This window comes from Arenibacter lacus, from assembly GCF_008711145.1.
Taxonomy (GTDB): domain Bacteria; phylum Bacteroidota; class Bacteroidia; order Flavobacteriales; family Flavobacteriaceae; genus Arenibacter; species Arenibacter amylolyticus.
Window position 1 is genome coordinate 1 of record NZ_VVIN01000066.1, and the last position, 16,397, is coordinate 16,397.

Annotated in this window: 11 protein-coding genes; 7 read left to right on the top strand and 4 right to left on the bottom strand. The window is 37.1% G+C overall.

All coding sequences use genetic code 11. The features are described from left to right. The 3 genes from F1E73_RS14590 to F1E73_RS14600 all read right to left on the bottom strand — a co-directional run. On the bottom strand, positions 1 to 771 hold a 771-nt coding region (locus tag F1E73_RS14590; protein WP_150452315.1), incomplete at its 3' end, for a TM0106 family RecB-like putative nuclease. A gap of 115 nt (positions 772 to 886) precedes the next feature. Next, a complete protein-coding gene (locus F1E73_RS14595) occupies positions 887 to 1,201 on the bottom strand; it encodes a DUF6694 family lipoprotein (protein WP_150452316.1) in 315 nt (104 codons plus the stop codon). A gap of 70 nt (positions 1,202 to 1,271) precedes the next feature. Beyond that, on the bottom strand, positions 1,272 to 2,522 hold the full coding sequence (locus tag F1E73_RS14600; protein ID WP_223883454.1) for an HNH endonuclease: 1,251 nt from the start codon (positions 2,520 to 2,522) through the stop codon (positions 1,272 to 1,274). 757 nt (positions 2,523 to 3,279) lie between these two features. Between F1E73_RS14600 and F1E73_RS14605 the strand changes: the two genes are divergently transcribed. The 5 genes from F1E73_RS14605 (at position 3,280) to F1E73_RS14625 (ending at position 10,370) form a co-directional block, all read left to right on the top strand. Beyond that, positions 3,280 to 3,639, top strand: coding sequence for a hypothetical protein (locus F1E73_RS14605; RefSeq protein WP_150452317.1), 360 nt, complete (start codon positions 3,280 to 3,282; stop codon positions 3,637 to 3,639). A 1,034-nt stretch (positions 3,640 to 4,673) separates the two neighbouring features. Then, the gene (locus F1E73_RS14610; protein WP_150452318.1) at positions 4,674 to 5,903 is read left to right on the top strand and encodes a phospholipase D-like domain-containing protein; all 1,230 of its coding nucleotides are present in this window, start codon (positions 4,674 to 4,676) and stop codon (positions 5,901 to 5,903) included. Between the two features lie 245 nt (positions 5,904 to 6,148). Continuing rightward, positions 6,149 to 7,819 (top strand): hypothetical protein, encoded by a 1,671-nt coding sequence (locus F1E73_RS14615; protein ID WP_150452319.1) that lies wholly within the window; start codon positions 6,149 to 6,151, stop codon positions 7,817 to 7,819. Between the two features lie 3 nt (positions 7,820 to 7,822). Beyond that, on the top strand, positions 7,823 to 8,881 hold the full coding sequence (locus F1E73_RS14620; protein ID WP_150452320.1) for a hypothetical protein: 1,059 nt from the start codon (positions 7,823 to 7,825) through the stop codon (positions 8,879 to 8,881). A gap of 403 nt (positions 8,882 to 9,284) precedes the next feature. After that, positions 9,285 to 10,370 (top strand): amidohydrolase family protein, encoded by a 1,086-nt coding sequence (locus F1E73_RS14625; RefSeq protein WP_150452321.1) that lies wholly within the window; start codon positions 9,285 to 9,287, stop codon positions 10,368 to 10,370. A gap of 1,070 nt (positions 10,371 to 11,440) precedes the next feature. Here F1E73_RS14625 and F1E73_RS14630 read toward each other — a convergent pair. Beyond that, on the bottom strand, positions 11,441 to 12,718 hold the full coding sequence (locus F1E73_RS14630; protein WP_150452322.1) for a vWA domain-containing protein: 1,278 nt from the start codon (positions 12,716 to 12,718) through the stop codon (positions 11,441 to 11,443). Between the two features lie 454 nt (positions 12,719 to 13,172). Here F1E73_RS14630 and F1E73_RS14635 point away from each other — a divergent pair, with 454 nt between their 5' ends. Both F1E73_RS14635 and F1E73_RS14640 read left to right on the top strand, forming a co-directional pair. Then, positions 13,173 to 15,515, top strand: a complete 2,343-nt coding sequence (locus F1E73_RS14635; RefSeq protein ID WP_150452323.1) for a PSD1 and planctomycete cytochrome C domain-containing protein — start codon at positions 13,173 to 13,175, stop codon at positions 15,513 to 15,515. Beyond that, positions 15,493 to 16,397, top strand: a 905-nt coding sequence (locus F1E73_RS14640; RefSeq protein ID WP_223883455.1) for a DUF1501 domain-containing protein, incomplete at its 3' end; no start/stop codon positions are given. The genes F1E73_RS14635 and F1E73_RS14640, both read left to right, overlap by 23 nt.

A 16,397-nucleotide genomic window follows, 5' to 3' on the forward strand; every position in this document is an offset into this window, starting at 1 on the left:
TCGGGCTAGTTTCTCCAGAGTGTCAACATCATGTAAATTGAGTTCTTTTATTTGTGATTTGCCCATTCCAGCCACAAAGGTTAGGTGGTCATCGTTACGTCTAATAGAAGTACAGTTCTTCCACCATTTACAGATATCGCAATGGCTGACAGGTTCAGGGTAGGTCTTTTTGTCATTATCTATTGCTTCTTCCAAATTTCGTTTCACAACCCGTATATATGCCGCATGTTCATCATAGCGATAGTATTCTTCACCTTCAGGTTTTATAACACCCATGTTCTCTGGAGTTACACCTTGGATTTGAGCTACGCGTTCTGAATATATTCCAATTTGTAAAATTGTTCCAGTCTTGGTTTCATTCGCCAACTTGGTATCCCACACCTCATAAGACCAATCTCCTAAATCACTTGGCTTATCAACCTTTTTTAAAAAATCAGCCCACCCGCCCCATTTGCCATTTTCCTTTAACCTTGCTTGGTAAATAACATCCATACCAGCTTTCATGGCGTCTATTGTATGCTTCTCAGCAAGGGGGTCATCTGCACTAATTTCTAAAACATCCTTTCCAATATCCTTAAGCTCTTGTAGATAATTCTCTTCAAACTCAATTCCTTTCTCCCTAAGCATTATCAATGCACGATTTGTGTATTCTTCTGGTCCTGCAATTTCGCCTCTTGCATGCTGTTTGTTGAGCTGGGTAAGATGTTTGCAACTAATGTGAGAAGATAAATCTGAAGGGCTATAAATAATTTGGTTGTTATTGGATTTCATAAAAAAATAAAGAAAGGTGGTTGTTAAAAGTCATTTTAACCAACATGTTTGGTTATGGTCTTATTATGTGAAAATGTGGGAGGATTTTCAGAGCTTGACGAGTTGTAGCACGTTTTTATTTCGCAATTTCCTTTTTAATTTTTTTTCCTGCTTCAATGATATCATCCGCCGTCATTCCATCAATTCTTGATTTAAAGTCCTTTGCCATATTTTCTGCTCCATCTTCTTTCATTAAATCTGCTAATTCATGTCCGTTGAACATCATTAATTGAATTGATTCTTGAAATTCTTCTGTCTTCGAGTCATCAAGCGATTTATTTATTTTTTCGATTGACTTTTTCATAGATTCCTGACTTGAACCGTCAATTTTCTTTTGGCACGATACTATTAGAAGTAAAGTTAAGATTGCGAATAATGTAACTTTTTTCAAATTGTTTAAGTTTTGGTTTTCGGTTAGGTCAAATGTTCTACAACGGCTCGGCTATGCGGCGTGGTGGCATTTAACCACCATGAAAGTCATATCTTGGGTTGTAAGTAGTTTTTCTTATTTCTTTTATTTCTTCAATTGTAAATGCTGGACGTTTTGAGTGAATCATAGCATGACAATTTGGACAAACAGGAATTAAGTCGTTGATAGGGTTAACTTCGTATTCTTTGCCTATTTCGGAAATCTGATTGATGTGATGTACATGAATAAATCCTTTGCCTACCTCACCAAAATGATCTTCAAAGTTGAAATCGCAAACCCTACATGAATAACCATAGTGTGTTAAACATCTTTTACGTGCTTCAGGATTTCTTTCATATCGAGTTTGAGTTATATCCTTTGATTTACCTTCTCGAAAAGTTTCTTCAATGTCTGTGATTACATCATTAGAAACAAAACTGTTTTTAATGTACTTGTTCTCCTTAATGAAATTAAACCAATTCGCTTCAAGAGACTCTACCAATTCTGGTTTAATAGAAATTCCACTTTGTTGCGGAAACCATTGTTGAGACTTATTTAAGTCAATACTTTCTAACGATTCTGTATCGAATAGTGGATTGTTTTCAGGATTAATTAATATGTCAAATTCTATGTCAATGAAGTTAGCCACATTACCTTCTGTGCCATCCCAATGTGGAGCAACGTAATAGGAGGATTTAGCATAACCGCTACCCATTATTCCTTTTGGATCTTTACCGAGTCTAATTAAAAAAACTCTATCTCCCTTTTTTATACTTTTTGAATTACCACAACTCCATCTTCTTTCTACATTGCCAACAGTTTCTAGGTGATCTATACTTTCTGTTAAATCAACCCAGTCCCAGTTGTTTGGATTCCATGTCAACAGATAGGTATCCATGTGGCTTGCGGTTACATCTGAACTTGTTTTTAGATACTCTTTTATAGATTCTAATAAACTATCAAGAGCAGCATTATTATCTCTATTAGTCCATGCAGGCGTTTCATCAAACGAGTCAGATGAATTTGGTTTGATAAAAAATGATTCCTTATACAAAGGAGACGATTTCCCGGTAACAAGGCCAATCTCACAATCAATCTCATCGGTTAAAGGCTTTATGTAAAACTTCTTTGCTCTAACCTTGTATCCATCTTCTTCTATCCTTTTGACTAATTGAGGATGGACAAATTTCAGTTCATTTTCTTTTCTGTTTTGAAGATGTGGTTTTTGCTCTGATTCAAATTGAAATCCAGCAGACTCCATCTTTTGTCGAATAGAGTTATATATATTCTTTCTGTTTGCCATATTTATTATGCTTAATTACTTACAATATACGTGTATAAAAACTTATTTATATATTTCTATTTTATCATTAACCAATGTAAGGTATTATTGACGTAAAAAGAAATGATTATTATATGAAGTGGATAATATGGCCTAATTATGAGATGAAATAATATGGTAAAGTATTATGATATGTAGAATTGTAATATGGCTTATCGGAAAGAAGCAGGCATTACAGCATTAAGTCTTAACTTTTCAGGTGTTGGTGGTAAAAGGTCGAGATGAACGACATACGCCTGATGGTTTTAAAACGCCAGCTCGGAGAAAGCTCTAGTTTAAATCTTCTTCTTCTAAAATTCAGTAAGAGCATTTACAATGGTTGCTTCCATTTCTTTGAACATCGGCTTGGCAGACTACATTTTACCATGTGAAAATTTCGGTTCGTTTGGTACCACTTTGAAAGATCAAGTAAAAAGGGGAAGGCTACATTGGTAAAAGTTTAAAACTAAAAAATGACAGAATTTAAAAGCCCAGTTTTTATTTTATAAGTCCTAATCAACTACTATTTTAAGGATCCCCCTCTGCATTAACCGCTCTTTAAATTCAGCTATAATTAATTTAAAAAGAGTCCAGTAACCTTATAAAGTAAGTATGTTAAAGGGAATATGTAAACGATCATTATTTCTAATACATGACTTTATTGCTGAAAAATGTATGTTTGCAAACACAACTACCCATATTAATTACTATCCCATCTTTGGGTGGAAAAGCATTATAAATGACACTGCAACAATTAGTAGGCGACTATTCCATAATAGGTAAAAATCAAGATGAAACCGACAACACCTATATAGGAATTCTATCCTTATCCTTGGATGAGAACAATAGAATTATTGCGAAATGGCTCATAAATGCTAACCAGGAACAAAATGGAACTGGCTTTTTCAAAGACAATATATTGGTGATTAATTTCAACTATCTAGGTGATGATAATGGGATCTATAAAGGCGTTGCTGTCTATCGTTGTTTAACTAAGGATGTGTTAGATGGCTTTTGGTCAGAAAAGCACGGAAATCCATTGTATTTAGGAGAAGAACAATGCTTTAGAATAAAGCCTGAAACGGAGTTGTTAGACTGATAAGGGTTTATCTCTACGACATTTATGAACTGATCCAAAAAGTACTTCACAATTAAACACACCCTATCTTGAAAACCGGAATAGGACGAGTATTTAACGGTTCAACTGTTTTTTTTTAAATACGGCATTTTGGACAGTTTTATCTAGATGACGCATAGCAGCTCCAATAAAACCTTGTTGTTATACCCATCCTTAGAGACCATTAAACCTAAATTTATAACCTTTGAGGGGGGGGATACTCACCAATGTGCGGTAGGATGCTTGAATATTTTGCACGATGATAAATTAAATGAGGACATAGGAGAGGAGATTTTAGAGTGGTTTGGGGAGCTTAATATTTGACAGTAGAAGTACCGCTAAGTTTTATACAAGATCATTGGGGGTAGTAGTTTGGAAGTTTTAATATTCTGGGACTGTATAACTATTTCGGAGTGACCATGCCAGTGATTTCGGAGCAAACCATGCCACTTTGTAAAACTCATTTTCAATCTCGGAAGATTCAGAAGCTTAGCCGTCCTCCCATTTTATTATATCGTAGAGAATCTTGTTTTGTAGATTTCGAATGCTACAATCTCAAACTTTAATCTGTTATCAATAATTTACAGCATAGATTGGCTTTAATGTGTAAATACTAAAAAGTTTTAATTGCACTCCCCTTAAACATATATAATTCCTAGCCAAACCTTCCTTTCTGATAATAGAATTGGATAAACAATTCAATCGATAAAATTGTAAGAAGTGGTTTGCATTGATAGTCAGTGTTTTAACATTTTCAATGAAATATATTTAAAATAAATGTAATATTTCAACACTCTTCCCGTTCGATTTAATCACAGTTTTAAGGGAGTTGCCAGTAGCTTTCGTAAAAAGTTAAACATTTTTTAATCAATTATTCAAAATACTAAATTGTGAATTAGAATTCGGTTTTAATAAAAGTAGAGTTCAGTTCACAGAAAATAGCAGAATAATCTGACGTTATTCATTTAATTTACGGCTGAAAAATATTATAAATAATATTCTAATAAATAATACAGATGGCAAAATATTTGGATACATCTCACATTTCAAGTGAGTTAATGGAGCTTCTTAAGGAAGCAAAAGAAAGGATAATTTTGGTAACCTACTCTCTTCAAGTTAATACCCAAATTCAAGAAAGACTTAAAACCAAAAGTAAACTTGGTACCCTTGGGGAAATAACATTAATCTATGGTAATACCAAGCCAAAACAATCTGAACTAGCATGGATGTCAGATATCGATGATCTTAAAGTATTTCAAAAGAAAAACTTACATGCGAAGTGTTATATTAATGAAAAGAAGGCTATCATTTGTTCAATGAATCTTTATGAATATAGCCAGACTACAAATGTTGAAATGGGAATTCTCATCACTAAGGAAGAAGACCCAGAGGCTTATGAGAAAATGATGGAAGATATATACGATCTTCGGATTAATGGAGAAAGAGTAAAGCCATGGCTCGAAACCGATATAGATATAAATAATGGGAAATCGAATGAATCGGTGAAAATCCAGGAAAATTTTCAATCGGAAATAAACCCAAATATTAAGTCTAATCTATCTTACGAGCAACAAATTAAAAAAAAATTACTACAATTCTTTAGACATGAAATGTCAACACAGTTAAGGCGGAAATCAGAAAGTATCCTCTCGGATAGTGCAATTGATGAGATTATTTCAGTTTCATATCCAACTAAAGCGCATCTCAAAAAGATTTTCAATAGTGATAAAAAGGTAAAACAAATAGGTGAAGAACTACTTTATGAACTAGAACTTGCGAACGATTATGTAATTGGTCAAGTTACCGATACTCGCTATCAAAGTGATGAATTTACCTATGATCAAATTAAAATGAAAGCTTTAGACAATGGATCCGAAGCTTGGTATGATACTAAAAAGGAACTTCCTAAAAAAGGATCGTTCGTTGGTGTGCGATTAAACAATAATTGGTTCAACAGCTATCTAATTCTAGAAGAGTCTACTGCTATTATAAATATAACCAACAATCCTTCTAGAAGATTTAAAAATGGTGAGCTAAAATTAACTAAAGATTTATCCTCTATTACTGGCTTGTCCAGTAGAGATATAAATTCAACCCTAGTGTCATTCGGCTTAATGGAAAAAAAAGGAAACGATTGGTTTGCCACTAAAAAAGGTGAAAAATTGGGAGCGCAAGTACGTGAAGGTCAATATGGAAAATTTGTAGTGTGGCCCGAACAAATTTTAGAAGAAATTCAATTAAACTAATAGCTAATTGTAGGTTCCCTATAACCTCCTTTACTTACTTCAAAGTTCGACAGTATAATGGACCATTGCAGATTATTAAATTCAGTTTTTATTACCATCCAACTTTTATTAAGATTTAATCTACAATTAAAGTAGGATAAATATGATAATTCGCTATCTTGTTCAGAGCAAATTTTATTCTTATAACTAAAATATAACCAACCAACCAGCCTAAGCATTGGCTTGGGTGTAATAAATTGTGAAAAATGGACTACGAAAAACTCCAAATTGACCTAAAAAGGGAAGAGCAAATTTTACTAGATGAAATTCTAGAGATTCAAGATAAAATTAAAGATAACGATCCGGCTAAGATGAACGGGCAATTGCTGTCTGCTATTCAAGCAAAATCGATTGAAACTATTACAATGGCTCTCGGTGTTTCAGATATTTTTGAAAATACTGCACATGCTAACGGCCTTGCTTTCAAAAAGGAGTATAGTGAGTATCAAAAATGGGAAAATACTCCTCTAAATGAAAGAAGTACCAGTTACAAAACAAAATATGTGCATAAGGATGAATTTAAGGGACTTTTAGAAAAAGAAATTCCTAAATATAATAGAGAATCTTATGTGGGAAAGGGGCCTGGTACATCACAAAGAGAAACAACTGATAAAAAATGGAGAGATAGTTTAGATAAAGGAGGGGTTAATGATGCGTATACCGGTAAATTTATAAAGAATGGAGAACCAAATAAAAGAGAAGCTTATGAATGGGATCATGTAAAGTCTGCCAAAGAAGTGCATGATGACCCGGTATTAAATTACGTTCTCAACAAAAAAGAAAAACGAGACCTCCTAAATTCTGAAGAAAACATAGTGCCTACAAAAGCAGGAATTAACAATCAAAAAAGAGACGTTAAGATTGAAGATTTTGAAAAATGGCAAAATTCTCGTTCAAAAAAAGATCCGACTAAAACTAATAAAGAATACTTCGGTATTGATGAGAAAAATTCAAAGGAGGCATTCGAACAAAGTAAAAGAAAAGAAAATGAAATACTAAAAAATAAAACTAAAGTATATGAGTTAAAAACTCAAGCAAAGGTTGCATGTTCAAATGCTGTAAAAAGCGGTGCAAAAGCTGCTATTGGTCAATTACTTACGATAACAATCGTTGAGGTTGTTAATGAGTATAAAAACGAGGAGGATATAGAATTAAAACAAAGGATTAAAAATATTTCTATTAGAATAAAGGAAAAAGCTAAAGGTTTGCTTTCTACTTTCACGGACCACTCAATCAGTAGTTTCCTTTCAACATTTTTAGATGCCATTTTAAATAGTCTATTTAAAATAGCAAAAAACATTTTCAAATTTGTAAAACAAGCGATTCTATCCATATTTAAAGCTTTAAAAATCTTATTTTCAAGTCAATATACATGGGAGGTTAAACTAAAGGAGGTTCTTAAATTATTGGGAATCACCGTTGCGTCACTTATTGGGATTGCTCTCGATGAGATTATAGAAAAAGCCTTAATAACCAACTTTCCATTTACAGCACCATTTGCAGGACTCATTTCTCCCGTTTTATCTGGATTAATTGTTGGTATTGGGTCTGTTTTAATTCTTCAAGGATTTCAGAAATATCAAAGTCAAATAACATTTAGAAAGTTACAAGGAGAGGAAAATACAAAACAACAAAAGCGTTCTAAAATAAACATAGCAATAGCTGGTGGGAGTGATGTTATGGCAACAGAAGCTGTAGGTCTGTCATTGTCAATATTCAGAGGAACCCTACCTATAATAGCGTCTTGTAAGAATCAAATTGATGAATCTATTCTTAACATTAGAGATACCACAAATACTATTTCTGAAAATATTTCTGGTATAAAGAAGATGAATGAGGACAATGAAAATCTATTAAACTTATTGGAAAATAGTTAAAATATGGAAGAGTTTGTAATTATAGACAATTCGACAGGTATTGTAGAAGCAAAAAATGTCTTAAGTAAAGTTAGGGAAGTCGATAATAGAATAAATGCAGCAAGAGATAGAACTCAGAATCTTTTAGTTGATCTCAACTCATCCAGTAATTCTATTCAGCATGTTATTGATGGAAATGTTTGGTATAAATACCTTAAGAAATCAACCTTACTGGATTTAATTAGAGAAAGTAGTACTGCAACCCATAATTCTATTTCATCTATAAGTGAATTAATTAAAAGTAATAATGACAATACTAAAGATTTGGCTGAAATGATTGGGGTTTTGGTAATGCTTTCTGGCACCTCATTCGAAAAAATAAAGGAATCTAGTGTAGAGTTAGAGAAAATTGTAAATGACGTTAAGGAAAGTACAGCTGGAAGTAATGTTCATGGGTTTCATATAAATAAAATATTAGCTGCACATTTCGACAAAGTAAGGGCTGATAAAGAGCGAGCAGAAGAAATTGAATTAAGATTTAATGTACTAAATGAGAACTTAAATGAAGTAGCATTAAATTGTGATGAGATTAATACTAAACTAGCAGATGCTAAAAAAGATTTCCAGTCTACGTTTATCGAATATGAAAATAAACAACAGGATATTAATATCAAAATCGATAGTTGTAAGACAAATGTCAACGCTATAAATGAGAAGGTATCTGGGATTACTCAAAGCCTTAATAATTTAAACGCTATTTTGTTAGAGGCTAAGGATGAATTTAACTCTGCTTTTTTACATCATGAAGAACAGCAACAAAAATTAGAGGAAAATATTGAGGACTTTAAATCATCTTTTCAAGGTGCCTTAGTTCATTTGGAAGAGAAAATATTTAATAAGATATCTGAAGAATATATTTCCTTGCAAAAAAAAATAGAAAAAGAGATTGTTATTAAAACGAATGAATTTACGGTATCATTGAATAAACAATTAGCAGTTCAAAAAAGAAATATTCATGCTTTATTTATCATTTCATCTATACTTTTAATCGTATTATTATACTTTATTTTCCAAGTCACATAATAGGAAAGTGTTTAATCTATGTAATCAAGTAGCTATTCCGTAGTAATTACGTCTTTTGTTTCGACAAAAATGACATTAGGATCTAATCTCATGTGAATATTTCTTCAAGAGGTTTTAAAGTAATAACTACGGAAGCTATCCTAGTTGCAAAATGTCTTATTAGCTCTCAATCTTACAGATAAAAAGTTCCCTTATTTAGGTAACTAAGCTCTTCAAAATCCTAATTCAGGCCTGTGTCCTTCATCCTACCTCTCCACTTTCCCTCGGAATCCCCTCGATATTAAGTAGTTCCAATCCAATAAAAAATCGCATTAAACAAAATTATCCGACCATTTATATTGCATTTTTTTTAACTTATAAGCGCTAATTCATTAGTAATCTTAATCCTCTAAAAAATAAACAGATGAAAATACTGTGGAGTGCATTGCTAATACTACTAACAGCTTCTTGTATGGAAAACAATGATTATTATACCGTGGACGATTTTGAGTTGGTGGAAAAAATTGATACCCACATTCATGTTTTTGCAGATCGGAACAGCTTTGTAGCCCAAGCAGCAAAAGATAATTTTCGCTTGCTCAATATTCTGGTAGATCATTCCAATAGTGGGGAACTCATAAAGGAACAGTACCAATACGCTGTGGAGCAGAAGAGCGCGCATCCGGCAGAATTTGAGGTGGCTACCTCCTTCTCTATAGAAGATTGGGATAATCCAGACTTCACAAAAAATACCATCGCCTGGTTAGATAAAAACTTTTCGGAGGGGGCCATTGCCGTAAAAATTTGGAAAAACATAGGCATGGTCTTTCGCGATGCTAACAACCAGCTAATTTTGGTAGATCATCCCAAGTTGGATACAATATTCAACCATTTAGCCACTAAAAAGATTCCTATCATAGGGCATTTGGGAGAACCCAAAAACTGTTGGCTTCCGCTAGCGGAAATGACTACCAATAACGATCGGGACTACTTTTCAAAAAACCCTCAATACCATATGTACCTACATCCAGAGCTGCCTTCTTACGAGGAGCAGATAGCCGCTCGGGATGCCGTACTAGAAAAACATCCTAGCTTGACTTTTGTGGGGGCCCATATGGGGAGTTTGGAATGGAGCGTGGATGAACTTGCCAAACGGTTAGATAAGTTCCCCAATATGGCCATAGATCTGGCAGCCAGAATGGGGCAAGTCTATTATCAAACTGCAGATAACAGGGAAAAGGTGCGAAACTTTTTTATAAAATATCAAGATAGAATTCTCTACGCCACCGATTTGGCCGATGGAGGTAAGGAAGATCCGGCCGATCTACAGCAGAGCATGCATGATACGTGGATTGCGGATTGGCGCTTTTTTGTAACGGACGAGGTAATGGAGAGTAGCCTGATTAATGAAGAGTTTAGAGGCCTAAAACTCCCCAAGGAAGTGGTGGATAAAATATACTTGCAGAATGCCCTAAAATGGCTGAATATGTTTCCGGAGAATGACATTTAATAGATTTCTGCGTACCGGCAGCGAATAGTAAACGAGCATTAGGTATAGGTAAGGCAGAAAATCTGGTGTATTCAAATATAGGGGGAATGCAGCTTTTTTTACCTGAAGAGTGCCCCATACCATAATTCTAATCACCTTCAAATAGGGGAGGGTACCGCTAGCCCCAATGATTTCGGATTCAGATTTCCGGTTGTAGTAGTTAAGTCAAGCTGGAACCTAAATTACAATTATAAAAGGGGCTCTTTCTCCGTGCTTTGGCATTGGTTGTGATGAGTTGTGGGGCTTTCAGGCATTATCTTCAAAGATGGATCCTACCTCAAATATATTATTCCTTATGCTCCTTTAATTTCTCTTCACCCCTTGCAGAGCTGCTAGAATCATCCCTAAAAACTACCTCCCAACCAGGTTTCTTATATCATGATTCCTGAGTTCACCGCGTTAAATTATTTTTTCCGCAATCATTCAATTATATGTAATTGAGTGATTTTTAACGTATTAAATAAAATGTAGCCAGTCGTAAATGTTAAAAATTACATAATATAGTACCTTTCTATACAAAGTACTGTAACACATTTAAAACTTCCTCGTCTACAAGGTGTTAGTCAATTTAAAATCAACAAAATCATACTAAAAACTAGAAAACATGAAAGCAACCATCACAGCAACAGCAACAGAATCCCGAGTAGGACATTACTTTTCCTCCCTGGGCAGCAGTAAACGAGTACAATGGGCACAGTACCGAAAATTTAACCGATAGTCCCCAACAAAAAACAACAGACCACAACACCTTTAAAAAACAAGAACATGAAAGCATCCATCACAGTAACACCAACAGAATCCAGAGTGGGACATTACTTTTCTTCCCTGGGCGGCAGTAAACGAGTACAATGGGCACAGTACCGAAAATTTAATCGATAATCGTGGATTAATTGGTGGAACGGGGCATACAATGCCTTAGGTACTTGCCAAGTAATACGTATGAGATGGTTGGCTGCTTTTGCGCTTGCAGGGAAGGAACCAAACCATTTTTAGGAGGACTAGGCAAGGAGGGGAGTGCTACCTTTTACACCTTAAGGAACATATTTCCCAACCAACCTTACCATTAGGTCATTCAGTTTTTCTACTTCGTAATCTCCGATAGTAGGTACCAGATGAGGGTTGCCAACCCCACTATCATCCGTAATAAAAACATAGGTTCCATTTGTCAGTATGGCAAAAGAACGCATTAAATATTCCGTGGCCTTATCTATGCCTGAAGCTGTAATGGGAATTATTTTAATGCCCTTTTCCGCTGCATGAATGATATTTAATTCCAAACTGGAAATTACTTCCTGATTGTAGTGTGGGGGAGCATCCAGAATTAGAAACATTATACGGGCGGAAGCATTTTCGTTCCAGGAGTTTTGTGTAATTGCTAGGTCCATGGCAGCATGTACCGCCTCCGGGTAATCGCCCCCACCAGTGGCAGATTGCTCCGATATAAATGAAATTAGGCTTGATTCATCGGTAGTGAAATTAAACGGACGGGTTACATATTCGTCACCCTCATCCCGATAAAATACGGATCCAAATCGCATTTCCAAGGAAGGATTGTTTTGCCTAATCCGTTGGATTACATTGTTTAATTCTGCCTTTAAATAATCAATTTCATCCCCCATGGAACCAGTTGCATCAACCGCAAAATATATATCCATTATCTTCTTGTTGACGATGGATTTATCTAACTGTACTTTGTTGACACCTGCCGCATAGTCCTTTACTTGCATAACAATCTCCCTGGCATCCTCAAAGATAACCTGGGCGGTGAGTCCATCTAAATTTAGGTCGGACCATAGGGTGGCCCTTCCCGTATTATCTGTTTTGGTTTTCCATAGTACCAACTGATCGGATAAAAGACTGATTTCGGCATTTGCAACCACAGTTTCATTTTTATCTACAACCAGGAAACTATGTCTTTTTATTTTTTTAAGCTTCCATTTATTTACATCCTCATAATATTCCTGATTACTTAATAGATTATTCCAGAATTCCCAGTTATCAAGGTCGCTCCATTCGCCTGCAGTCAAAATCCCAGGTTCAAATTGACCATTGGGATTTCCACTTCCCCAAGCACCAGTGCTAGAGGTGGCACCTCCGCTAGAGGTACCTGTATCAGAAGAAGCAGTATTTAACAATTCACCCATACCAGTATTTGTGGAGGAGGGATCCGGTTCGGTTACCTCTTCAAACAAGCTGGTTTTACCATGGCCTCCTATTTTTCCTGCTGAATCGTCATCAAAAGAACAACTGCATAGTAAGAATATTACTGCTACGGAAGCTGATTTTAATAATTGGTTTGGTGGTGTCATGATTAAGTCTTTTGATTTAGATGGTTGAAAAGGCGAAAAGGTTGCGCCCAAGATCCAGCTATTTTTTCCTACAACCACATCTACCTAAAAAAAATACAAATTAGCTTGTTACGAAGGCTTAAATAGCTCCTTTCTTCAATATCCAAGATAAGGAATAGTGGGGTTTGTCTGGGTATATAACACTATCCATAAACCTACTGGATTTTGTCAACCTAGGTTTTGCGCTTCTACTGGGGGTGTAATTGATCGTTTTCTTTGTTCGTTATTCTACAATAAATTGAAGTGCGATAGCTGTTATAGTTAATATTTTAAGCTATAGCTTTAGAATAAATCATTATTTTAGTTTAAATAATATCATTTATGTAAATTAACTGGTTCCATGCTGCCATTCAAAAAAATGGGGAATGTACTTTGTTAATTCTAGCTATATGATAAATCACTTTTCACTTCCCCGATGAAACAGAAAATAATAATCATAGTAATCTTAGCAGGTCTTCTGGGAATAGTATATGCATTTACCAAGGGGGTGTTTCAAGGGAATAAAGATGAGTATTCTGCCCTAAAATTACCGGAAGTGGTGGATTACAATTTTCACATTAAGCCTATCCTCTCCGATAATTGTTACACCTGCCATGGTCCCGATGCCAACAAGCGGAAGGCTGCATTGCGATTGGATTTGGAAGAAACGGCATTTTCCGAACTTCCCGAAAGTCCGGGGGAATTCCCCATCACCCCTAAAAAACCACAGAGGAGCAAGGTCTATATCGCTATTACTTCGGAGGATCCCGATATACAGATGCCGCCCCCCAACTCTAAGCTGTCACTTAACTCCTACGAAAAAAGACTCATTAAAAAATGGATAGAACAAGGCGCTAAATTTGAGAAACACTGGGCCTATATTCCGCCAAAGAAAAATGAACCTCCCAAGACCGAAAGAACGGATTGGGTGCAGAATGAAATAGATGGTTTTGTATTAAAAAAGCTGGAAGATTTTAATTTACAGCCATCAGAAAGGGCTCCTATGGAAACCCTACTACGTAGAATTAGTTTAGACTTAACAGGGCTCCCACCCACCCCAGAACAGGTAGCGCATTTCCTTAATGATAGTTCTGAAGGGCAGATAGCAAAAATGATAGATCAATTTTTAGCCTCCCCAGCCTATGGGGAACGTATGGCCCAAACTTGGCTAGATGTGTCTCGCTATGCCGATTCCCACGGCTACCAGGACGATAGTTATCGCACCATGTGGCCCTGGAGAGATTGGGTGATCCATGTCTTTAACAAGAACCTGCCCTACGACCAGTTCCTGACCTGGCAAATGGCGGGCGATTTATTGCCCAACGCTACCAAAGAGCAGCTATTGGCAACCGGATTTAACCGTAATCATCCCATCACCCAAGAAGGGGGTGTTATCCAGGAGGAATACCGCACCAATTATGTGCTAGACAGAACCAATACCCTAGGGAAGGGAGTTTTGGGGATTACCTTAGAGTGTGCCCAGTGCCATGACCATAAGTACGACGCCATTTCACAAAGGAACTACTTCGAGTTTTTCGCCTTTTTTAATCAAGTAGACGAAAAAGGGATACAGATGGATGCCGTACAAGCCAAAAATCAAAAATTCTACGCAGACCCTCCCTATATGGAAATTTCCCAAGAGGATAGCACCGGCGTGCTCTCTTTTATCAATATGAAAAAAACTCCCGAAATTAAGGTAATGGTCATGAACGATTCGGCCCCCAAGACTACCTATATCCTTAATAGGGGTGCCTACGACCAGCCTACGGACTCGGTACAACCAGCAACGCCCAAAGCCATCTATGCTTTTTCTGAAACGCTTCCTAAAAATAGACTTGGACTTGCACAGTGGTTAACCGATACCAAGAATCCCCTAACCGCAAGGGTCTACGTAAATCGTATTTGGGCCATGTTGTTTGGAAAGGGTATTGTGGAAACTGCCGAAGACTTTGGGGTGCAAGGGAGCTTACCAACGCACCCAGACCTATTAGACTGGTTGGCGGTAGATTTTATGGAGAACGGTTGGGATACCAAGTACCTGCTAAAAAAAATAATGCGCTCTGCCACCTATCAACAAAAATCCGACATGAGACCGGAGCTAAAAAAGGCCGACCCAGAGAATAGGCTATTGGCCCGTGCAGCGCGATTTAGAATGAGTGGTGAAATGATACGTGACTATATCCTAGCCACTAGCGGCTTGCTTAATCGTGAGTTAGGTGGTCCTAGTGTAAAGCCGTACCAGCCTGCTGGACTATGGGAGGAAACCAATGCGGGAGGCGATCGTGGAATTTTAACTACCTACACCCCGGATGAAGGGGACGACCTGTATAGGCGTTCCTTATATACCTTTTGGAAACGTACCCTGCCACCGCCCAATATGACCATATTTGATGCACCCAATAGAGACCTGTCCGAGGTGCGCCGGCAAAATACCAACACTCCCTTACAGGCCCTGGTACTCCAAAATGATGTGCAAGTACTGGAAGCGGCACGCGTATTGGCACAGCGGACCATTTTACAAGACCCCCATAACCAGGATGTTGTAGCGGACGTTTTTAAACGAATTCTGGTGCGTTCTCCTAAAGAGGAGGAACTTAAGATTCTGAACAGCTATTACCAAGATGCGTTAGCGCTTTATAAGACCAATTTAGTGGATGCCGAAAAATTAGTGGCCGTAGGAGCCTATGAGCAATTGGAGACGGACCCCGCAAAAACTGCCGCTCTTATGCTGACCGTGCAGACCATTTATAATTTAGATGAAACAATTACCAAAGAATAGGACTATGGAAGAACATGGGAACAAGGAAGAAAATCCATTAAAGGTGAACCGCCGCCATTTCTTTTCTCAACTGAGCGTTGGTATAGGGTCGTTGGCATTGGGGTCTCTTTTGATTCCCGATCTCTTTAAAGGAGATGTAAAACAATTGGCATCCCAACCATTGGGAATTCCTCATTTTGCACCGAAGGCGAAACGCATTATTTACCTGTTCCAGGCCGGGGGACCTTCTCAGTTAGAGTCCTTTGATTATAAGCCAACCCTGCAAAAGCGGATGGGGGAAGACTTGCCCGATTCGGTAAGAGGGGGGCAGCGATTAACAGGGATGACCTCTGGGCAAGATAGCTTTCCCTTAATGCCTTCCGCAGCAAAGTTCCACCAATATGGGGAAAGTGGAAAATGGATTAGTGACTATTTTCCTCATATCGCTAGGATAGCAGATGAAATTACCGTCATTAGAAGTATGCAGACCGAGGCCATTAATCACGATCCGGCCATTACCTTTTTCCAAACGGGCAGTCAGATTTCTGGCCGACCCAGTATGGGGTCTTGGTTAAGCTACGGCCTTGGAAATGAGAATAAGAACCTACCTTCTTTTGTGGTCTTAACCTCCAGGGGGAAGGGGAATAGCCAAGGCTTGTACTCAAAATTGTGGTCTAGCGGATTTTTAGACTCCAAACACCAAGGGGTGCTTTTGCGGTCAGGGAAAGATCCCGTGCTGTACCTGAACGATCCCGAGGGGATTTCCCGCTCGGATAAAAGGCTTTTGCTAGACCATGTATCTTCTTTGAATAAACTACATCACGTTGAAACGGGGGACGATGAGATCGAATCCAGGATTGCACAATACGAAATGGCCTACCGCATGCAGATGTCGGTCCCCAA